This is a genomic window from Nostoc sp. FACHB-280, assembly GCF_014697615.1.
Lineage (GTDB): Bacteria > Cyanobacteriota > Cyanobacteriia > Cyanobacteriales > Nostocaceae > Nostoc_B.
In genome coordinates this window covers 18,044-35,621 of sequence record NZ_JACJSD010000017.1, presented here as the reverse complement: position 1 = coordinate 35,621, position 17,578 = coordinate 18,044, and the positions used below count along the sequence as shown (strand labels likewise).

The following is a 17,578-nucleotide window of genomic DNA, read 5'->3' as shown; positions in this document are numbered from 1 at the left end:
ACTTCCACTCACCTTGTAAAATAAAAGCTGCCCCATAATAAGATGTAGAATAATCTTCTTGCCACAATGTCAATTGAGCTTCTCCCAGGCTGCCGCAAGAGTGAATTTTTGTTTTAAGATTTTGGTATAAAATTTCTGCATTAATTCTGCTGTCGCTTCATCATTTACACTTCACAAACTTACTAAGACTCTAGGCTTAAGTGCATAAATGAAGCCTATTGTCAAGCAAATTAATTCTTCACCTTTAATTTTTTGCTTAAGCCAACTTTACAAGCACTAAGAACTACTAATACAGATAGTTAAACTGCTTAACCAGAATTTCGATGTCTGCGTTTTTAGGTAATTTATAGCTGATGATTTGTGTTTTTAATCAAAGTTTTCTCTCTTACGCAGAGACGCGGAGGCGCGGATAGTTAGAGTTTTGAAACATTTAACCCAACTCAGAGAATTCGCTCGCGGCTATACTAACGCGATAAGAATTAGGGCGATCGCTTAGGGAATTCCAGTTAAAAAAATATCTCACCTTCCACAATTCAACCCTCAGTTTACCTAATGATGACACGTCTTAGAGAACGCCATATAATACACAATCTCACAAGGGAACATTATCGGCTTTGGCATCGTGATGTACAGTTAAATATGGCGGACATATTGAACTGTTCATGACATCTATTCTGCTGAATAATCGCTATCAAGTTATCCAGGTACTCGGTGCTGGTGGATTTGGGGAAACCTTTTTGGCAGAAGATACCCACATGCCTTCTCGCCGTCGCTGTGTGATTAAGCAATTAAAACCGATTGCGAATGATCCTCAAACCTACGCCTTGATTCAGCAACGTTTTGAAAGGGAAGCCGCTACTTTAGAGTATCTCGGCGAAAGTAGTGACCAAATTCCTCGACTCCATGCTTATTTTTCGGAAAATGGACTGTTTTATCTGGTACAAGAATGGATTCACGGTCAAACCTTAACTCATATTGTCGAAACGAAAGGATGCCAAAGTGAAATCATAGTCAGAGAAATTCTCTTGAGTCTGCTATCGATATTGGATTATGTGCATAGTAAGGGCATTATTCACCGTGATATCAAACCAGATAATATTATTCTGCGCTCTGTTGATAGCAAGCCAGTTTTGATTGATTTTGGTGCCGTTAAAGAAACCATCCGCACAGTAGCAGTTAAACCCGGATATCCGACACAATCAATGGTGATTGGTACACCAGGATATATGCCGAGTGAACAAGCAATTGGGCGGCCTGTTTACGCTACAGATATTTATAGTTTAGGCTTAACCGCAATTTATCTCTTGACTGGAAAACAGCCTTCAGAATTACCCACACATCAACAAACTGGGGAAATTCTCTGGCAAAATTACGCGCCGCCAGTGTCACCCCAACTAGCAATGGTGCTGAATCAAGCAATTAAACCCCAAGCAAGCGATCGCTACAGTACTGCTAGTAAAATGCTTTATGCTTTAAACTCTACAGCTAATCTGCCTCCATCCCCTACTATCAATGTTCGTCCAACCGAACCTGCATCAACTCAGCAAACCCAAGCTGTTTCTCCTCCGCCAAAAATTCCACCCCGCAATTCCCAAAAACCAATTTGGATATTTGGTGGCTTAATTACCTTTGGTTTAATGGCTGGGATAGGACTAGCTCGCTTAACCCGTCCTCAACAGTCAGAAGCCCCCATCGCCAACAATTCCGAGCCACCATCATCTCCAATTTCATCTTTAGAACCCAACGAGTCACCATCACTACCATCTTCTCCGACACCTATCACGCCCCCACAGCAGCCAATTAATTCAGATACTTTATCGGCCAACAACGGTACAACAGACTCCAATTCTCCAAATGAATCTCCAGAATCTCCAGTCATCACCGATAAGCAGCCTGTAAATTCAGAACCAGATAATTCCCCAACCACAACTGATTCTCAACCTACAGTTAATTCCACACCAGAAGCACCTGCGGTAGAACCAGAAAAACCAAAACGAAATAACCGAAACAGAGTTAGTACAACCAGTCGTCAAAGCGTTCCCGCATTTCCCACAGGTACAGACAGAAGCACCGTAGAAGCAACTCTCGGAAGGGCAAAAAGGGATTCCAGAGGTTTGTGGGGTGATACTCGCGCTGTCACTTACAAAGTAGTCCCAAATCAAATCGACTTGGGCTATTTATTCGACCGTAATTCGGGAAGATTGGTGCAAACTGAAGCCGCATTTGCTCAATCAGTAGACCCAGAGGTGATGCAAAATACTTTAAGTGGAATGCTCAACGGTCGAGTCACTCCAGAGATTCAGCAAAAACTCACACAACTCCAGCAGCGTCAAAAAGATGATTTCAGTTTTAATTTAGGCTCTGTGAAAGGACAAGTTGTCCGCCAGAATTGTGATTTTATTTATATCAGCATCTGGGAAGCCGACTTACATCCCATCAGCAACCCAAGGGATGCTAAACAATGTTCGTAAAATTCGGGAAAGGGACGAGGGAGACAAGGCGGACAAGGGAGACAAGGAAGCAATCTTTCTACCTTGTCTACCCCCTCTACTTTGTCTACTCCTTCTACCTTGTCTAATACCACTCAACACTCAGCCCTAAAACGGATAAACTGGCAATGTGAAGTGGAACCATGCCCCACCGTGGGGAGTGGAATCTACCCAAATTTGACCATAGTGCGCCCGAATAATTCGCTGGCACAAACATAAACCAATACCATATCCATCTGTACCTTCATCTCTTTGCAGGCGGAAGTGGTTCTCAAAAATTAATTCACGACTTTCGGCGGGGATACCTGGGCCAGTATCACCCACACTAAACTGTACTTTTTGGGTGGTGCGGTGCAAGCCAGCAACAGTAATTTTACCGCTTACAGGTGTATATTTAATTGCGTTATCTAATAGGTTTACAATGACTTGGCGAATGCGTTCTGGATCTGCATAGACACAAGGCAAATCTGAGGGAATGTCTGTTTCTAAGGTTTGGGATTTGGCGGTGTAGCGATCGCGCAATTCCTCTAATACTTCTAAACACAATTGTCCAAGTTCAATTTTCTGCGGTATAATCGGAAACTCTTTATCACTGCCTCTGCCTACCTGCAACAAATCAGCAATTAAGCGGTCAATTAGCTTGGTTTGAGTCCGAGCTTGTTTTAACAAATGGGCAGCCATTGCTGGCTTTAAGCGTTGAAATGCACCTGATTCTATATTGTAATTAGATTGCAGTGTTTCAATTGCGATCGCTGCCGCCGTTAAAGGATTCCGCAGGTCATGAGCCAACATTGCTATTACTCGGTCTTTGAACTGTAATTGCTCTTGAAGTTTTTCCTTTTCTTGTTTCAAATGAAAGATTTCATCAGAAAGCCTAATCAGTTCTGCGGAAACAGCAACAGAATTAATTGTCGATTTGGGTTGTGACACCCGACTATTTTCATCTATACGTTCTTGAAAATCTTCTTGCAATTTTAAATAAGCGTCTACAGCAGTTTGCCAACGCGGCCACCAGTTTTTTAATTGAGCAATAATATTACTTCCAGCCAGCACTTGTCTGGGTTCTGGATGAATTTTAATCAACGCTGGCGTAGCTACTAACTTAAAATGTTCTGCTAGATACGGTTGTTGACCGACATCAATAATTTGCACTTCAAAGTGATACTCTGCCTGCAACTCTTTTAAGTAAGAGCGTATCCGCTGTACCTGTTGTCGGGACTGGGGTCTGCCATCGACAAACAGCAATAACTGTAGAGGAGCCTCAAAATAATGAGGCTGATCCTGGGAAACTTGCATGTAATCGTGTTTCAGCACTGGTAACAACCTGGCGACGCTTTGCAGAAGATAAAATGGACTAACGGTTGTCGATGGTCGTTGTTTTTCTCAATTTAATATCTATTTTAGATTTTTCATACTCCTACCCGCCCTAAGTTTTTGATGTCAGATACGCCTTTTTTCAATTTTTGCTTTCTTTTTAACTAACTTGCTGCTCAATACACAACTTACTTGTTATACCATTTTGGATTTTGGATGGAAGAAGAGTTTGGTGGGTAAGCTATTCACCAATCTATCTGTCACAAGCATTTTGCAATTTTGTATAAGTATAAGTGCGTATATAAGTATTACCACAATGTAGCATCAGAGTTAATTGGTGAAAACTTTTATACACAACAAGTTAGCTGATGTGGCAATAGATTGATTTGGCGGGTTGCACTCAGTCGGCGCTCCATGAACTAATCCATATCTCAGTAACTAGCTATTTGTCTGGGAATAATGAAATCTCTCGGCTAACCTCTAGAGGTTTTGCTTAACTAGCAGCACTCAAGCCGAATTTTTCAGAACAGCTTCCTCTTACACTTAAGCAATTTACTAAGCTACAGAAACCAATTTACTGCTTTTTGTCAACTTTTAGTAAGGATTTAGGCAAAATTCCTGAACACTAAGCTAATTGCACTCTCAAAAGTCCTAATGGAGAGTGTTTTGGCAAACTACTAATTGTTGCTGTGAATGTCAATGCGATTTTTATGCTGTTCTTAACCCTTATATAAAGTTGCTCTTTTCCACACAACTGCAACAGTGATGTAGAGTTGGAAACTTTTGATTTAGTGAGTCAGCACCAGAAAACAACATAACTTGTAACAACAGCATTTGCTTTGCTTCTACTACCAAGTTATTCTCTGAAATGCTAAAACCAGCATAGCCCTATGCGATCGCACTCCCACAGGTAGTTGTTTTTACTTGCACAAATGCGAGGAGTTTGTTGATAGTAGTGCCAAGGTACTTCTTTTTGCTCTTTTATTGATAGAACTGGAAGAAATGCCTACCTGACTGAACATTCTTGTTTTTCATTGATCCCAAGCCGGGATGTATTTCTTAGTTTAGCACTGTGCCGCGAAGAGAACGAACTTTCTTTGGCGAATATGGGATAACATTAAAATCTGTAAATTGTTTATTTACGTGTCTGATTGCGAAACATAGGAGATTATTTGCTAGTCATCCGTTATAGTTTTGCTTGGGATGGACAGTTATCTAGCTGTCACATCTGACCCTTCTTAGCCAACTATAATTCAGCACATTACAGACACAAAAATGAAATATCAAGGTTTTCATTTTTCTTCCATAAAAAATATTCACTTGATTTCTGGAAGAAACCTGAAATTGAATTTATCCTTAAAAGCTGGACTGACAGCCTTATTATTAGCTGCAACTGGTTCTACATTATTAGTGGGGACAGCAAATGGCGGTGTTTTGTCAAGTGTGATAGCGCAAGCACCAGCAACAGCGAAGGTCATTTATGTCAACCCAGCAACAGGTCAAGACAATGCAAGTGCAGGTGCAACAGAAACAGCACCTTACAAAACTATCAGCTTTGCACTCACTCAAGCTCAACCAGGGACAATTATTCGACTTGCGCCAGGAAATTATAACCAAGAAACTGGAGAAACCTTTCCACTGTTAATTAAATCAGGGGTGACGTTACAAGGTGACGAAGCCACCAAAGGTCAAGGAGTAATTATTACTGGTGCAGGTTATTACACCAGCCGCACATTTGCTAGACAAGAAATTACCATCTTAGCTGACAACAGTAGCACCATTGCAGGTGTCACTGTTACTAACCCGACTCAACGCGGTACAGGTATTTGGGTAGAATCTACTAGCCCCACTATTCAAAACAGCACTTTTACCGCTAATGGTAGAGAAGGTGTGTTTGTCACTGGTACAGGAAATCCCAAAATAGAAGGCAATATCTTTGTGCAGAACAAAGGTAATGGCGTTTCTATTGCCAGAGCAGCTCAGGGCGTAGTCAGAAATAACTTATTTCAGGATACAGGTTTTGGTTTGGCGATCGGTGGAACTTCCACAACTTTAGTAGAAGGAAACCAAATCATTCAAAACCAAGACGGTCTATTTATTTCCGACTCCGCTAAACCTGTACTCCGTAAGAATGTCATTCAAAATAATAAGCGAGATGGTGTAGTTGCCATTACCACGGCTCAACCAGACTTAGGTACCAACGAAAACCCTGGTGGTAATTTGATTCGTGGTAATACTCGTTATGACGTAAACAACGCCACAAAAACTAACACCATTGTGGCTGTTGGTAATGATGTTGATCAGAAAAAAATCTTTGGTCAAGTAGACTTTGTAGCAGCTACAGTCGAACCACCAGCAGGCGGTGCTGTCGCTTTTAAAGATGTACCGAGCAATTTTTGGGCAAAAAGCTACATTGAAGCTTTAGCCGCACAAAATATTATTGCTGGGTTCCCAGATGGCACATTTAAACCAAATGACCCTGTAACTCGCGCCCAGTTTGCCACAATTATTACTAAAGCTTTAAATCCTACCGCTAAACGTAGCGCCATCACTTTTCAAGATGTTCCCAGTAATTTCTGGGCTTTCGCTGCAATTAGATCCGCTTATCAAAGCCAATTTGTTTCAGGCTACCCTGATGGTACATTTAAACCACAGCAACAAATTCCCAGAGTACAAGCACTAGTAGCCTTAGCCAATGGTTTAGGCTTAACCGCCAATAATCAAAACGTGCTGAATTTCTACAATGATGCGGCGCAAATTCCTAATTATGCAACTGGCCCAGTTGCAGCAGCCACTGTCCGCCAATTAGTAATTAACTATCCTACCGTAAAACAGCTTGATCCTAATCGGCAAGCAACCAGAGCCGAAGTAGCAGCTTTTGTCTACCAAGCCCTCGTTAATGCTGGACGCGCTCAACCAATAACCTCACCTTATTTAGTGACAGCTCAGTAAGATTCTTTGTTGAAACTGGGTGTAAGGGTTTTGGATAAGTACACCCTTACATCCTTTTATTGTGTAAATTCTATAACTAATAAAGACCAATCGGACAAGCAAAAATGCAATTTTTGCTACTCAATTATTATCAGTAATTGTTTCTAAAGTATTATTTTAATTAAGTTAATTATACAACACACAGCGTCTAACTTGTAAACTAAATTACGTCGTATCATTTGTTTCTATAAGTAGAGTATATCCCAAATTATTAAGTAATGAAAATTGTCATCTGGCGATGAAAATTGTTGGGAACTCATAGGAAAAAAATATAGTCGATGTAGACAAGCCAAATATGATACCAATTCAAAAATATTAGGTTGTTGGTATCACCACATATAAATGGAACTCTGAAATTAAATTGACAGTCTTCTGCGGAGAGAGCAGATATGAGACTAGAGTAAAACTCATAGTCTTTAATTACTGCTTTTAGATGTGAAGATAATGTCTAATAAGTATTGCAATTCAAGCAATACAGGCATTCACGCCGCTCATAAATAGTAGTTTGTGAATACTTGCAAAAGTATTTTTGTAAATACTTTTAGCAATTTTAGGTGGCATTTTTTGAGAATTTGCCATAAATTTGGCATCCGTATATTTCTGAAAAAACAATACAAAAACTATAGATTTTATTAGAACACTTTTCAGAAATATGCAATTGCTTAATTGGATCTAGAAAACATTTAATACTCAATTTAGGTGAGTTATGAATAATCAAAATATCAGGAAAACATCTATCAACTGTGTGAAAGCTTTTTTAGCAGGTGCAGTATTAATTACAGCTTCTGTTGGCCCTGCTTTTGCGGCTGACAAAGTTGAGATTCTAGGTGCAGAATATGGTGGTAATGGTTGTCCTGAAGGTTCTGCTAGTGTAAACGTAAGTCCTGATGGTCAAGAGTTAAGTATTCTCTTCGATCAGTTTATTGCTTTAGGAAATAAATCATCAGAAAGGCGTAAAAGTTGTAATTTGAGCATTCCAATTAAAGTGCCTCAAGGATTCCAAATTTCTCTCTACGATGCTGATTATCGTGGCTATGTAGCTCCTAGTACTACTGGGAGACTTAGAGCCGAATACTTTTTTGCTGGTCAGCGTGGCCCTGTTTTTTCTCGGACATTTCGTGGCGAAACTGACTACAGCGTTCGAGATCAGCTAGTGACTGTTGCTGACGTTTGGTCACGCTGTGGCGATAGTGTAAATATGCGTGTCAATGCAGCTATGACTGCTAATGGAGCAGGTATGGCGACTGTTGACTCCTTCGACCTAGCTCACCGCGGATTGGTATATCACATCAAATATCGTCAGTGTCGTTAGAGGATGTTTGAAAACATAGAGCAGGGTAACAGTGCGATCGCATTGTTTCCCTGCTCTATTTGCAATTCAAACTTCTCAAGCAATATCAAAGATTCCCAGGGCAAATAAGAGGTTAAAGAGCTTACTGTATAAGTGCCATAGCCTTTAAATCACCCTCATTTCACAAGAAATTAATAGAATTAATGTACACATGGAGCTAAGCGGGTTCGAACCGCTGACCTCTGCAATGCCATTGCAGCGCTCTACCAACTGAGCTATAACCCCGCAAAGCCATTATTGATTTTGCCTGATAAATTTACCTTTTGTCAAGTCTCATTAATTATCTAGATTAAATAGTTGTAAAAATCTAATCTAACTATTTCGTAATTTTTACGAGACTTTTAATAAATAGGTCATACAGTGACCCATCAGAAAGTACACAACTAACATTGCCGCCGCAGCTAGAGCTACTAATGTACCAGCCAGCATCAGGGAGAATTCTTTGTTTTCATAGGCTTTTTCCATTAAATGCAATGACCATGCCACCAGTGCTACATCAAATAATAAAATAGGAATCAACATATTTCTTAATATTTATTAATACTTATAAATCAATATTAACATCGATTTTCAGAAGTGTAGTTAATTTCGGTGGCAGGCAGCGGGATTTTAATGTTATCTTTGGCGTTAAGAGTACAAACGTACTGATATGGAGCGATCGCGCAAATAATGTTTAATTTCTGAAACGCTTAATTGCCCATAGTGCAGTAACGAAGCTAACAATGCAGCTTCGGCTTTACCTTCTGTTACAGCTTGATAGATATGTTCACAATTGCCTGCTCCACCGGAGGCAATGACTGGAATTTGTACTAATTGAGCGATCGCTTTGGTTAACTCTAAGTCGTAGCCGGCTTGAGTTCCATCTGCGTCCATACTTGTAACTAACAGTTCTCCTGCACCACGTTGTTCAACTTCAACAGCCCATTTGAGGGCATCTAAACCCGTGTTTTCCCTACCGCCACGCACATACACATCCCAGCCGGGATTTTGGGGGTCTACTCTGCGTCTGGCATCAATGGCAACAACTATGCACTGATTACCAAAGCGATCGCTTGCCCGATTGATCAAGTCTGGGTCACGTACTGCCGCAGAGTTAATACTAACCTTGTCTGCTCCAGCTCGTAACAAAGCTTTAACATTTTCTAAGGTTTGAATGCCACCGCCTACAGTGAGTGGAATAAAGACCTGTTCAGCAGTCCGGTAAACAACATCCAGAATTATATCTCGGTCTTCATGAGTCGCTGTAATATCCAGAAACACTAACTCATCTGCCCCAGCATCGTTGTAAACCTTCGCCAACTCCACAGGATCACCGGCATCTTTGAGATCAACAAAGTTAACTCCTTTTACAACCCGTCCCGCCTTCACATCCAAGCAAGGTAAGATTCTTTTAGACAACATAATAAATTCTCAACTCCTTCCTTCATTGCCCGGAATTTAAATTTTAAATTGGTACGTGTATTCCCAAACCAAAATTTTCGCATCTGAGGTTTATTCTCCAGGATTGCGATATTGATGGCACTCAATCATTCCTCAAGTCAAAATTAATAGCTGAATTATGGCGATAATCTCCTCAAAAAAACAGCCTCCAGAACCCAATAAAAAACCCAAGGAGCAACAAGAATCAGTCAAAGCATCATCTGACCAAGACAAAATTTTGCAACCCGAAGCGGCGTTTGACGAGCAAGGTAAGCAAGAAGAGAGTATCAGACCGCAGCGATTTGCCGATTATATTGGGCAGAAAGACTTAAAGGATGTGCTAGAAATTGCCATCAAAGCCGCAAAATCAAGGGGGGAAGTGCTGGATCACTTGTTGTTATACGGCCCACCAGGTTTGGGTAAAACGACAATGGCAATGATTTTAGCATCAGAAATGGGTGTCAACTATAAGATTACGAGTGCGCCAGCGTTAGAACGTCCTAGAGATATTGTTGGGTTATTGGTTAACCTAAAACCCGGAGATATCATCTTCATCGACGAAATTCACCGTCTTTCGCGGATGACCGAGGAAATTCTCTATCCTGCTATGGAGGATTATCGCTTAGATATTACCATTGGCAAGGGTACCAGCGCCCGGATTAGAAGTTTGCCTTTGGCGAAATTTACCTTAGTAGGAGCAACAACCCGCGTCGGTGCTTTAACTTCACCATTACGCGATCGCTTTGGCTTGGTGCAGAAGTTACGCTTTTATGAAGTAGAAGAACTAAGCCAAATCGTTCTCCGCAGTTCTCAGCTACTACAAACCAACGTTACACCCGATGGCGCAACAGAAATTGCCCGTCGTTCACGAGGTACACCGCGTATTGCGAATAGATTACTCAAACGAGTACGTGATTTTGCGGAAGTAAAAAAACTGGCAGAAGTTACCGAAAGTGTTGCCGCAGAAGCACTAGAACTATTTCAAGTTGACCCCTGCGGTTTAGATTGGACAGATAGGAAAATGCTCAGTGTGATTATTGAGCAGTTTAATGGCGGCCCGGTGGGTTTAGAAACTATCGCTGCCGCCACAGGTGAAGATCCGCAAACCATTGAAGAAGTTTACGAACCTTATCTGATGCAGATTGGTTATTTGAGCCGTACACCACGGGGTCGGATTGCGACTAAAGCTGCATATAAGCACATGAATTTTACGCCACCGAATGAGCAGTTGTCTCTTTTGTGAAAGGAGAGAGTGCGATCGCAGCATACTTCAGGGGATGTGGGATGATGCGATCGCAGACTAAAACAAACAGATAGAATGCTTCATGCGCCGAGATTCGATTTTTTACAAACTATTTCAACAATCCCCTAGTTTATTATTTGAACTATTGACAAATGTCCCAAACAATGCGAAATCTTATCGATTTGATTCGGTAGCTGTTAAAGAACCGAAATTTGAAATTGATGGCGTATTTCTCCCGCCAGACAATGAAGGTGTTGGGGTTGTGTATTTCTGCGAGGTACAATTCCAAAGAGATGAACAGCTTTATGAAAGAGTATTTGCGGAATCATCGTTATATTTCTACCGCAATCGTCTCAGATTCCGTGATTGGCAGGCTGTAATTATTTATCCATCACGCAGTATCGAACAGAGTGATATTTATCCTCATCGCACCCTGCTAAATGGAGAACAAGTCCATCGGGTGTATTTAGACGAGTTAGGCGATATTCGTCAATTACCTTTATGGGTAGCATTGATGGTACTAACCACCGTAGAGCCAGAACAAGCACCAGCAGAAGCTAGGTATTTATTAACCAGAGCCAGTCAAGAAACATCCCAAAAGGCGAGCCGCGCCATAATAGAGATGATTACGACGATCATGGTGTACAAATTTGAAATCTTAAGTAGAGCCGAGGTAGAGTCGATGTTAGGAATAACGCTCCAAGAAACAAGAGTTTACCGTGAAATTAAGGAAGAAGGACGAACAGAAGAAGCTGTGAGCTTAATTATCCGAATTTTAACTAAGCGATTTGGCGAGTTATCAGAGGAAATGCGTTTGTCAATTTCTGGTTTACCTTTACCTGTTCTGGAAGATTTGAGCGAAGCACTGTTAGACTTTGGCAGCCTCGCGGATGTGCAGGTTTGGTTAGAAGCGGTGGGAAAATAAACTAAAGGACTGACGCACTAAGATTGTCTGTAGAAATTGGGTTTAGGGGTGTGAGGGTGTAAGGGTGTTGGATACATCAAACCCTTGTGTACACCCTTAATTTTTTGTTTTTATGCTTACAAGTCGATGTAAATAAAAAGACCACACTTCGACTACGCGGTAGTTGAATCTCGACACTTCGACAAGCTCAGTGCATCGCTTCGCTCGATTACCGCGAAGCCGAAACTCAGTGACCATCTGTAATTGCTAAAAAGCTCGTGGTATAACTATTCTTTCTTTTGCCTTTTGACCTTTTACTTTTGCCTTGTTTTACTAACTTGCTGTCTGAGACAGTTTTCGCCATGATAAATTGTGGAATCTCCACCGCAGATAGACACAGGTAAACCCAGATGATTAAGTTAATTAGTTTTGTTCTTTGTCTGTTACTTGTGTTTGGCTGGGGTCAACCAGTCATGGCACAATCCCAACAACCCAACTTCACACCAGAAGAAATACAACAAGGGGATGAGTGGGCAAATCAAGCATTTGCAGCGACAAATAAGGGTGACTTTGCCACGGCTGAAAAATACTGGACAAAGATTATTGAGAAATTTCCCACCAATGCGGGTGCGTGGAGTAATCGCGGAAATTCGCGGGTGAGCCAAAATAAGCTGCAAGAGGCATTAGCAGACTACAACAAAGCTGTAGAATTGGCTCCGAATGTGACAGATCCCTATTTAAATCGGGGTACAGCTTTAGAAGGTTTGGGAAAATGGGATCAGGCGATCGCAGATTACAACCACGTCTTAGAATTAGATCCGAACGATGCAATGGCCTATAACAATCGCGGCAATGCCAAAGCAGGTTTAGGAAAATGGGACGATGCGATCGCAGATTATAAAAAATCTACCGAAGTTGCCCCAAATTTTGCCTTTGCCCGTGCTAACTATGCGATCGCTTTATATGAAACTGGTCAAATAGAGCCAGCAATCCGCGAAATGCGAAATATTGCCCGGAAATATCCCAAATTTGCTGATGTGCGTGCAGCTTTAACCGCCGCTTACTGGGTAAACGGACAAAAAGGTGAAGCCGAAAGCAACTGGGTAGCCGCTTATGGCTTGGATCAGCGTTACAAAGATATCAACTGGGTGAAAAATATCCGTCGCTGGCCGCCTAGTATGGTGGCTGCTTTAGATAAGTTCTTGAAACTGGAATAATCAGGGAAGTCTAAAACTCACAAGCATTTTTCAGGCAGACAACTAAATTGTCTGCCAATTCTTCCATCGAATTTTGGCTAATTGCTGGCAGAGAAAATGTAAAATTTAAATTCATTTTACTGTCAAAAGTTGATACAGCCAAACTTACAACACCACCAAAAACTCCCTGTGCTGGCAAAAAGCTGATTTGCTCTAATTCAAATTGACCGTAAAATTTAGGAATTTTGACCTTGCCAATATTAGTTACAGACACACTTGCAGGTGCATGATTAGGTTGTGTCAGTAAGAATTTGATCACCTGTTTGTACATCATAATAATGCTGAAGAGATTATCAGAATTCAACCCTACGATTAGATTTTGTCTGACTTCCCGCGCTAAATCCCAGAAGGTTGTTTTGCTTTTGAGAATATGAAATGAAGTGATAGAAGAAATCAACACACACAGATTATTTTCGCTCACCAGCGATCGCAACCTTTGACGCAAGTTAACATAAGACCAACAACTTAAACAAATATCCTTTCTTTCGTAACCAGAAATTTGATTAGCTGCTGCAAACATCAACGCTGAACACAATGCGCCTTGTACGGTTGTCTTTTCCTGTCTGCAAAAATCCACTAATTTTTCAGTTAATTCCTGATCTAGTTGTCGATGAACCAATCCACAACGACGCAATTCTATCGGTACACATTGCTCAAACTTCAAAGCTTTTGGTCGATACCACAAATGCTTAAATTGCAAATTCAATAACGAGAAAATGCCTTTGAAGATACCACTCCATCCTTGCATTGATTTTGGTAGCAGTTCTGGAATCGGTGGTAATACAGGTAAACTTTCAACGTAATTGATTAATTCCCCATCTATAATTTTTTGACAATAAGTTAATATCTCTGAGTGCAGTTGGACGCTAGATAAACCATCTGAGATAGCGTGGTGCAAGATTGTAATTAAATAATTTATATTATTATCACTCTGTGATTTAACTAATACACATCGTGCTAAACCTGCATCACTCGCTATTTTTTCGTTCATTTCTGCAATCACAACCTCTTGCCAAGACTGACTCGTGAGGCTATTAATAATACGCAGAGGAATTTGAATTGCTCCTGTTTCAAAGCACAGAGAATTTAGGGAATTAACAATTCGAGCATTCAACAGAGGATGACGCAACTGAACAATATCAAGAGCTTGTCTGAGAATTTCTTCATCTAAACACCCAATAATTCGACTAATTGTCACTACATTGAATGAACCACCAGTCTGATTAACTATTTCCAAACCCTCCTCAATAGGAGAAAGTTGACGATTGACTGTCATAAATTAGTAGATTTTGAACTATTGGGAATAAACGCAGCATAAAGCAAAAAAGCGATCGCTTTCTCAGCTTAAGTATTCCCAATACCAACTAGTTAGTATTTCATCACGCCAATAGTTCTGCTATCTTGGCTGGATTTAACTCTTCAACATTACTCACAACTATCGCGGCTCCAGCTTTTTGCAGCGTTTCGCTGTATGTTTGAGCGCGTGCTGCTGTTTCTTGGACGTGTGGCGGTAACACCCCAACACCAACCCAAGGGCGATGCGGTTGTAATTCTCGTGCTTTCGTGACTGTGTACATATCAGCCACAGTATCACCAACATAAATAACGGTGGTGTTGCTTTGTGGATTTTCCAACTTCTCAACAGTAGTAAACAACCCTGTCGGATCTGGTTTACCGGGTGCATCTTCCATCGCAATCAAAACTGGCGATCGCAAACCCAAGCGTTTTTCTAAAATGAAATTAGCAGAACCGCGCGTCGCACCACTAAAAAATCCCCAAGCAATGTTAGCTTGAGTCAACTGCTGTAAATATTCTGAGCTTAACAATAAAGGTTCATCACAAATATATCCCGTGAAATTATTCGGGTCTGGGCCACGATAACGGGCTTGAAAAAAAGCAACAATAGAGTTGTAGTCTAGCTTTAATTGTTCTCTTGTCTGACCTTGAGACTCAAAATAACGGTAAATTAATTCTTGCGATGCTTCCCAATCGTTATTCCAAACCCCTTCAGACTTGAGTTGGTCAATATCTAACGGTGTGGGGCGATATGCAGCGTTAGTAAAATACTCTACAGTATCGGCAAGTGCGCGGCGATAAGAACCGCCGACATCGCGCACAACGCCATCAATATCAAAAATGACAATTACTTGTGCTGAAGCTTGTGCAGTCATGGTTGCATGGATCACAATTTAAACTTTTCAGATTTTAAATTGATCAGCATCCATAATGAATACTTCTTCCCTATTCCCCACTCTCTATTCCCTACTCCCTGAAAAGTTTGGTCATTGAGCAAGATATTAAGTTACAATAAGCAATCGCAAACTTAGTAAGCTATGCCCGGATGTATCCCGGAGGTGTGATTGACCAAGTTCATTCTCAAAATTCTTTGGTTGGAAGATAACGTTGCCCTAGCAGTTGACCAAGTTGTAGGTAAAGGTACCAGTCCTTTAACAAAGTACTTTTTCTGGCCCAGAAATGATGCTTGGGAAGAGTTAAAAAAGGAACTCGAATCCAAACACTGGATTACTGAGCTAGATCGCGTAGAATTGCTTAACAAAGCAACAGAAGTGATTAACTACTGGCAAGAGGAAGGCAGAAACCGTCCAATGGCAGAAGCTCAGTTGAAGTTTCCAGAAGTTGCTTTCACAGGTAGTGCTTGATACTGCACATTTAACTCTTTAGCTGTTTTACCTAAACAGTGTTAATCTTCCAAAATTTTCATAGTTTAGCATCGCTACCAGTTACCCAACAGCAATTTTTAAAACCGCCACAACCATGCCTTGTTAGCTATTCTTTCAGGTAAGGTGTGGGCGGTTTTGTCATTTTTACTTAATTTACAGGTTACAGAATTCATCATCTTCTAAATTTTAGATTTGCTATCCACTAATTCAAAATCCAAAATCTAAAATTCTTTTGCCTCCTGCCTTCTCGTAGAAGATTGCATAGAATGGTGTAACTAAAGCCCAAAAAATAGTTATCTATGTTGCGTTTATCGTATCAAGCTTTAATTACACCTTTATTAGCCTGTTTGAGCGTATTAGGAGTTAGCGCCCTGCAATTCCCTCGGTTACAATCACTATTAACTAACCAACAAGGTGTTTCATTAGCAGTTTTAGAACAAGATATCAAAGCAGAACATCTCCGGTTAAATTTATTGCAAGAGATACCCAGTTTTGGTTATAAAAATTTGATGGCTAATTGGGTTTATCTCAATTTCTTGCAGTACTTCGGTGATGATGAAGTGCGACAGAAAACAGGTTACAGTCTTAGCCCAGAATATTTTGATATTATTATCAAACATGACCCAAGATTTTTAGGAGCTTATGTCGGGCTTTCTACTAGCACTTCTCTTTATGCTGCGATGCCAGAACGCTCAATTAAATTAATGGAAGAGGGGTTACGTAGTATAACTCCTCAAGTTCCGGAAAAATCTTATCATATATGGCGTTATAAAGGTATTGATGAATTATTATTTCTAGGCAATGATCAAGCTGCACAACATTCTTTCGGTATGGCAGCACAATGGGCAAATAACTATTCTGATCCAGAGAGCAAGTATATAGCGCAAAATTCTTATCAAACTGCTTTATTTTTGAGCCATAATCCTGATAGTCGGTACGCTAGGATTGCTACTTGGGCAATGATATTAAGTAATGGAACAGATGAAAAAACTCGGAAAAGAGTAATAAAAGAAATTGAGGCTTTGGGAGGAAAGGTAATTAGCACTCCAGAAGGCAACAAAATTACTTTTCCTCCAAAAGATTAAAGAAAAAATGTCTGAATCAAGAATTCAAGATTCAGAAAAGTTTACTAGTCCAGTTTTACAGAATTCCTAGTCAATTCTGGCATATAGACTGTTAGCTATTCGTTAGCACTAGGGGGAGTAGCTGGTGTAGTAGATTGTTGACGCTGTTCGCGTTTTTTGCGGTCAGCTAAGAGCATATCTGCCATTACTGCTAGTGCTTGCGACATTTTCTCTAGATTAGAGCGATATAACTCCAAATCTTTGTTGAGTTTGTCTTCAGATAAATGCAACCCAGCCGCAATAGTTTTGATTGCGTCAGTGCGTTGCTTTTCATCTTTCACCAAGTCTGGTTCTGACTGTTCTAGTAAGGAAAATAGACCAATGGCAAACAAGCGATTGTACTTAAACTGAGAATTGTTGGCGATCGCTTGCAATTGTGATTGTAAATCAGGATCACGGTCTAAATGATTAGTTTGACTCAACCAACCAATTAAATCACTGGCTGCTAAACTTTTTGCCAGAGCTTGCAACCTTTCAGCATCTTGTCTATATCGCTGTGGATCTTGTTCTACAGCCTGACAGATAGCCTGAAAAATTGATTCTTTGTCTCTTTCTGGTTGATAGCCTTGCATAAAGCGGTCAAAGGTTGTGACAACGCCCAAGGCATAAATTGGATTGTAACTAAAATCAACATTTACTGATAGCAGGTGCATTTCCACCATCAACTCTTCTACTACCCGACGATAGATTGTGTTGATGGGGCGGGTATGTAAGGAGTAGAAAGTTCTCTTTGTATCAGAGACAGTACGGACGTTATTCACAAAAAAAATATTAAGAATGTTAAGGGCGAAGTTACTTTATTGTCT

14 protein-coding genes and 1 tRNA gene are annotated in these 17,578 nt (G+C 40.6%); 8 read left to right on the top strand and 7 right to left on the bottom strand.

Translation table 11 applies throughout. The annotated features are described in order from the left end of the window. Positions 1 to 662 precede the first annotated feature (662 nt). A complete protein-coding gene (locus tag H6G75_RS14370) occupies positions 663 to 2,471 on the top strand; it encodes a serine/threonine-protein kinase (protein WP_190980726.1) in 1,809 nt (602 codons plus the stop codon). 126 nt (positions 2,472 to 2,597) lie between these two features. On the opposite strand, the gene H6G75_RS14365 is transcribed toward H6G75_RS14370, so the two are convergent. After that, positions 2,598 to 3,803 (bottom strand): histidine kinase, encoded by a 1,206-nt coding sequence (locus H6G75_RS14365; RefSeq protein ID WP_190980725.1) that lies wholly within the window; start codon positions 3,801 to 3,803, stop codon positions 2,598 to 2,600. 1,275 nt (positions 3,804 to 5,078) lie between these two features. Between H6G75_RS14365 and H6G75_RS14360 the strand changes: the two genes are divergently transcribed. Further along, a complete protein-coding gene (locus tag H6G75_RS14360; RefSeq protein WP_190980724.1) occupies positions 5,079 to 6,755 on the top strand; it encodes a DUF1565 domain-containing protein in 1,677 nt (558 codons plus the stop codon). Positions 6,756 to 7,500: 745 nt separating this feature from the next. Next, positions 7,501 to 8,106 (top strand): DUF4360 domain-containing protein, encoded by a 606-nt coding sequence (locus H6G75_RS14355; RefSeq protein WP_190980723.1) that lies wholly within the window; start codon positions 7,501 to 7,503, stop codon positions 8,104 to 8,106. Positions 8,107 to 8,297: 191 nt separating this feature from the next. Here H6G75_RS14355 and H6G75_RS14350 read toward each other — a convergent pair. From H6G75_RS14350 to hisF, 3 genes are all read right to left on the bottom strand, one after another. Next, positions 8,298 to 8,370: transfer RNA gene (locus H6G75_RS14350), tRNA-Ala, on the bottom strand. Between the two features lie 105 nt (positions 8,371 to 8,475). Next, positions 8,476 to 8,667: a hypothetical protein gene (locus H6G75_RS14345; protein WP_190966221.1), complete on the bottom strand. Its 192-nt coding sequence runs from the start codon at positions 8,665 to 8,667 to the stop codon at positions 8,476 to 8,478. 105 nt (positions 8,668 to 8,772) lie between these two features. Beyond that, positions 8,773 to 9,546 carry an imidazole glycerol phosphate synthase subunit HisF gene (hisF, locus tag H6G75_RS14340; RefSeq protein ID WP_190980722.1) on the bottom strand — a complete coding sequence of 258 codons (774 nt, stop codon included), beginning with the start codon at positions 9,544 to 9,546 and terminating at the stop codon, positions 8,773 to 8,775. Between the two features lie 157 nt (positions 9,547 to 9,703). Between hisF and ruvB the strand changes: the two genes are divergently transcribed. The 3 genes from ruvB to H6G75_RS14325 all read left to right on the top strand — a co-directional run bounded on the left by ruvB (position 9,704) and on the right by H6G75_RS14325 (position 12,928). Continuing rightward, the gene (gene ruvB / locus H6G75_RS14335) at positions 9,704 to 10,807 is read left to right on the top strand and encodes a Holliday junction branch migration DNA helicase RuvB (protein WP_190980721.1); all 1,104 of its coding nucleotides are present in this window, start codon (positions 9,704 to 9,706) and stop codon (positions 10,805 to 10,807) included. Between the two features lie 82 nt (positions 10,808 to 10,889). Further along, positions 10,890 to 11,732 carry an Rpn family recombination-promoting nuclease/putative transposase gene (locus tag H6G75_RS14330; protein WP_190980720.1) on the top strand — a complete coding sequence of 281 codons (843 nt, stop codon included), beginning with the start codon at positions 10,890 to 10,892 and terminating at the stop codon, positions 11,730 to 11,732. Positions 11,733 to 12,121: 389 nt separating this feature from the next. Next, complete coding sequence (locus H6G75_RS14325; protein ID WP_190980719.1) at positions 12,122 to 12,928, top strand: tetratricopeptide repeat protein; 807 nt, start codon at positions 12,122 to 12,124, stop codon at positions 12,926 to 12,928. A 10-nt stretch (positions 12,929 to 12,938) separates the two neighbouring features. Here H6G75_RS14325 and H6G75_RS14320 read toward each other — a convergent pair whose 3' ends face one another. Both H6G75_RS14320 and H6G75_RS14315 read right to left on the bottom strand, forming a co-directional pair. Then, entirely contained in the window at positions 12,939 to 14,243 is a 1,305-nt protein-coding gene (locus tag H6G75_RS14320) for a phthiocerol/phthiodiolone dimycocerosyl transferase family protein (protein WP_190980718.1), read from the bottom strand. A 103-nt stretch (positions 14,244 to 14,346) separates the two neighbouring features. After that, entirely contained in the window at positions 14,347 to 15,138 is a 792-nt protein-coding gene (locus H6G75_RS14315; RefSeq protein WP_190980717.1) for a TIGR01548 family HAD-type hydrolase, read from the bottom strand. Between the two features lie 189 nt (positions 15,139 to 15,327). Between H6G75_RS14315 and H6G75_RS14310 the strand changes: the two genes are divergently transcribed. After that, the gene (locus H6G75_RS14310; protein WP_015113334.1) at positions 15,328 to 15,627 is read left to right on the top strand and encodes a 30S ribosomal protein PSRP-3; all 300 of its coding nucleotides are present in this window, start codon (positions 15,328 to 15,330) and stop codon (positions 15,625 to 15,627) included. A 320-nt stretch (positions 15,628 to 15,947) separates the two neighbouring features. Then, positions 15,948 to 16,733, top strand: a complete 786-nt coding sequence (locus H6G75_RS14305; protein ID WP_190980716.1) for a hypothetical protein — start codon at positions 15,948 to 15,950, stop codon at positions 16,731 to 16,733. A 95-nt stretch (positions 16,734 to 16,828) separates the two neighbouring features. Here the strand turns inward: H6G75_RS14305 and psb29 are convergent, their stop codons facing one another. Beyond that, positions 16,829 to 17,533, bottom strand: coding sequence for a photosystem II biogenesis protein Psp29 (psb29, locus tag H6G75_RS14300; protein ID WP_190980715.1), 705 nt, complete (start codon positions 17,531 to 17,533; stop codon positions 16,829 to 16,831). Positions 17,534 to 17,578: the final 45 nt, after the last annotated feature.

Excerpts from the sequence above, each read along its gene's own strand:
- H6G75_RS14370 (WP_190980726.1), top strand. The coding sequence starts at position 663 with ATGACATCTATTCTGCTGAATAATCGCTATCAAGTTATCCAGGTACTC.
- H6G75_RS14360 (WP_190980724.1), top strand. The coding sequence starts at position 5,079 with ATGAAATATCAAGGTTTTCATTTTTCTTCCATAAAAAATATTCACTTG.
- H6G75_RS14355 (WP_190980723.1), top strand. The coding sequence starts at position 7,501 with ATGAATAATCAAAATATCAGGAAAACATCTATCAACTGTGTGAAAGCT.
- H6G75_RS14345 (WP_190966221.1), bottom strand. The coding sequence starts at position 8,667 with ATGTTGATTCCTATTTTATTATTTGATGTAGCACTGGTGGCATGGTCA.
- hisF (WP_190980722.1), bottom strand. The coding sequence starts at position 9,546 with ATGTTGTCTAAAAGAATCTTACCTTGCTTGGATGTGAAGGCGGGACGG.
- ruvB (WP_190980721.1), top strand. The coding sequence starts at position 9,704 with ATGGCGATAATCTCCTCAAAAAAACAGCCTCCAGAACCCAATAAAAAA.
- H6G75_RS14330 (WP_190980720.1), top strand. The coding sequence starts at position 10,890 with ATGCGCCGAGATTCGATTTTTTACAAACTATTTCAACAATCCCCTAGT.
- H6G75_RS14325 (WP_190980719.1), top strand. The coding sequence starts at position 12,122 with ATGATTAAGTTAATTAGTTTTGTTCTTTGTCTGTTACTTGTGTTTGGC.
- H6G75_RS14320 (WP_190980718.1), bottom strand. The coding sequence starts at position 14,243 with ATGACAGTCAATCGTCAACTTTCTCCTATTGAGGAGGGTTTGGAAATA.
- H6G75_RS14315 (WP_190980717.1), bottom strand. The coding sequence starts at position 15,138 with ATGACTGCACAAGCTTCAGCACAAGTAATTGTCATTTTTGATATTGAT.
- H6G75_RS14305 (WP_190980716.1), top strand. The coding sequence starts at position 15,948 with ATGTTGCGTTTATCGTATCAAGCTTTAATTACACCTTTATTAGCCTGT.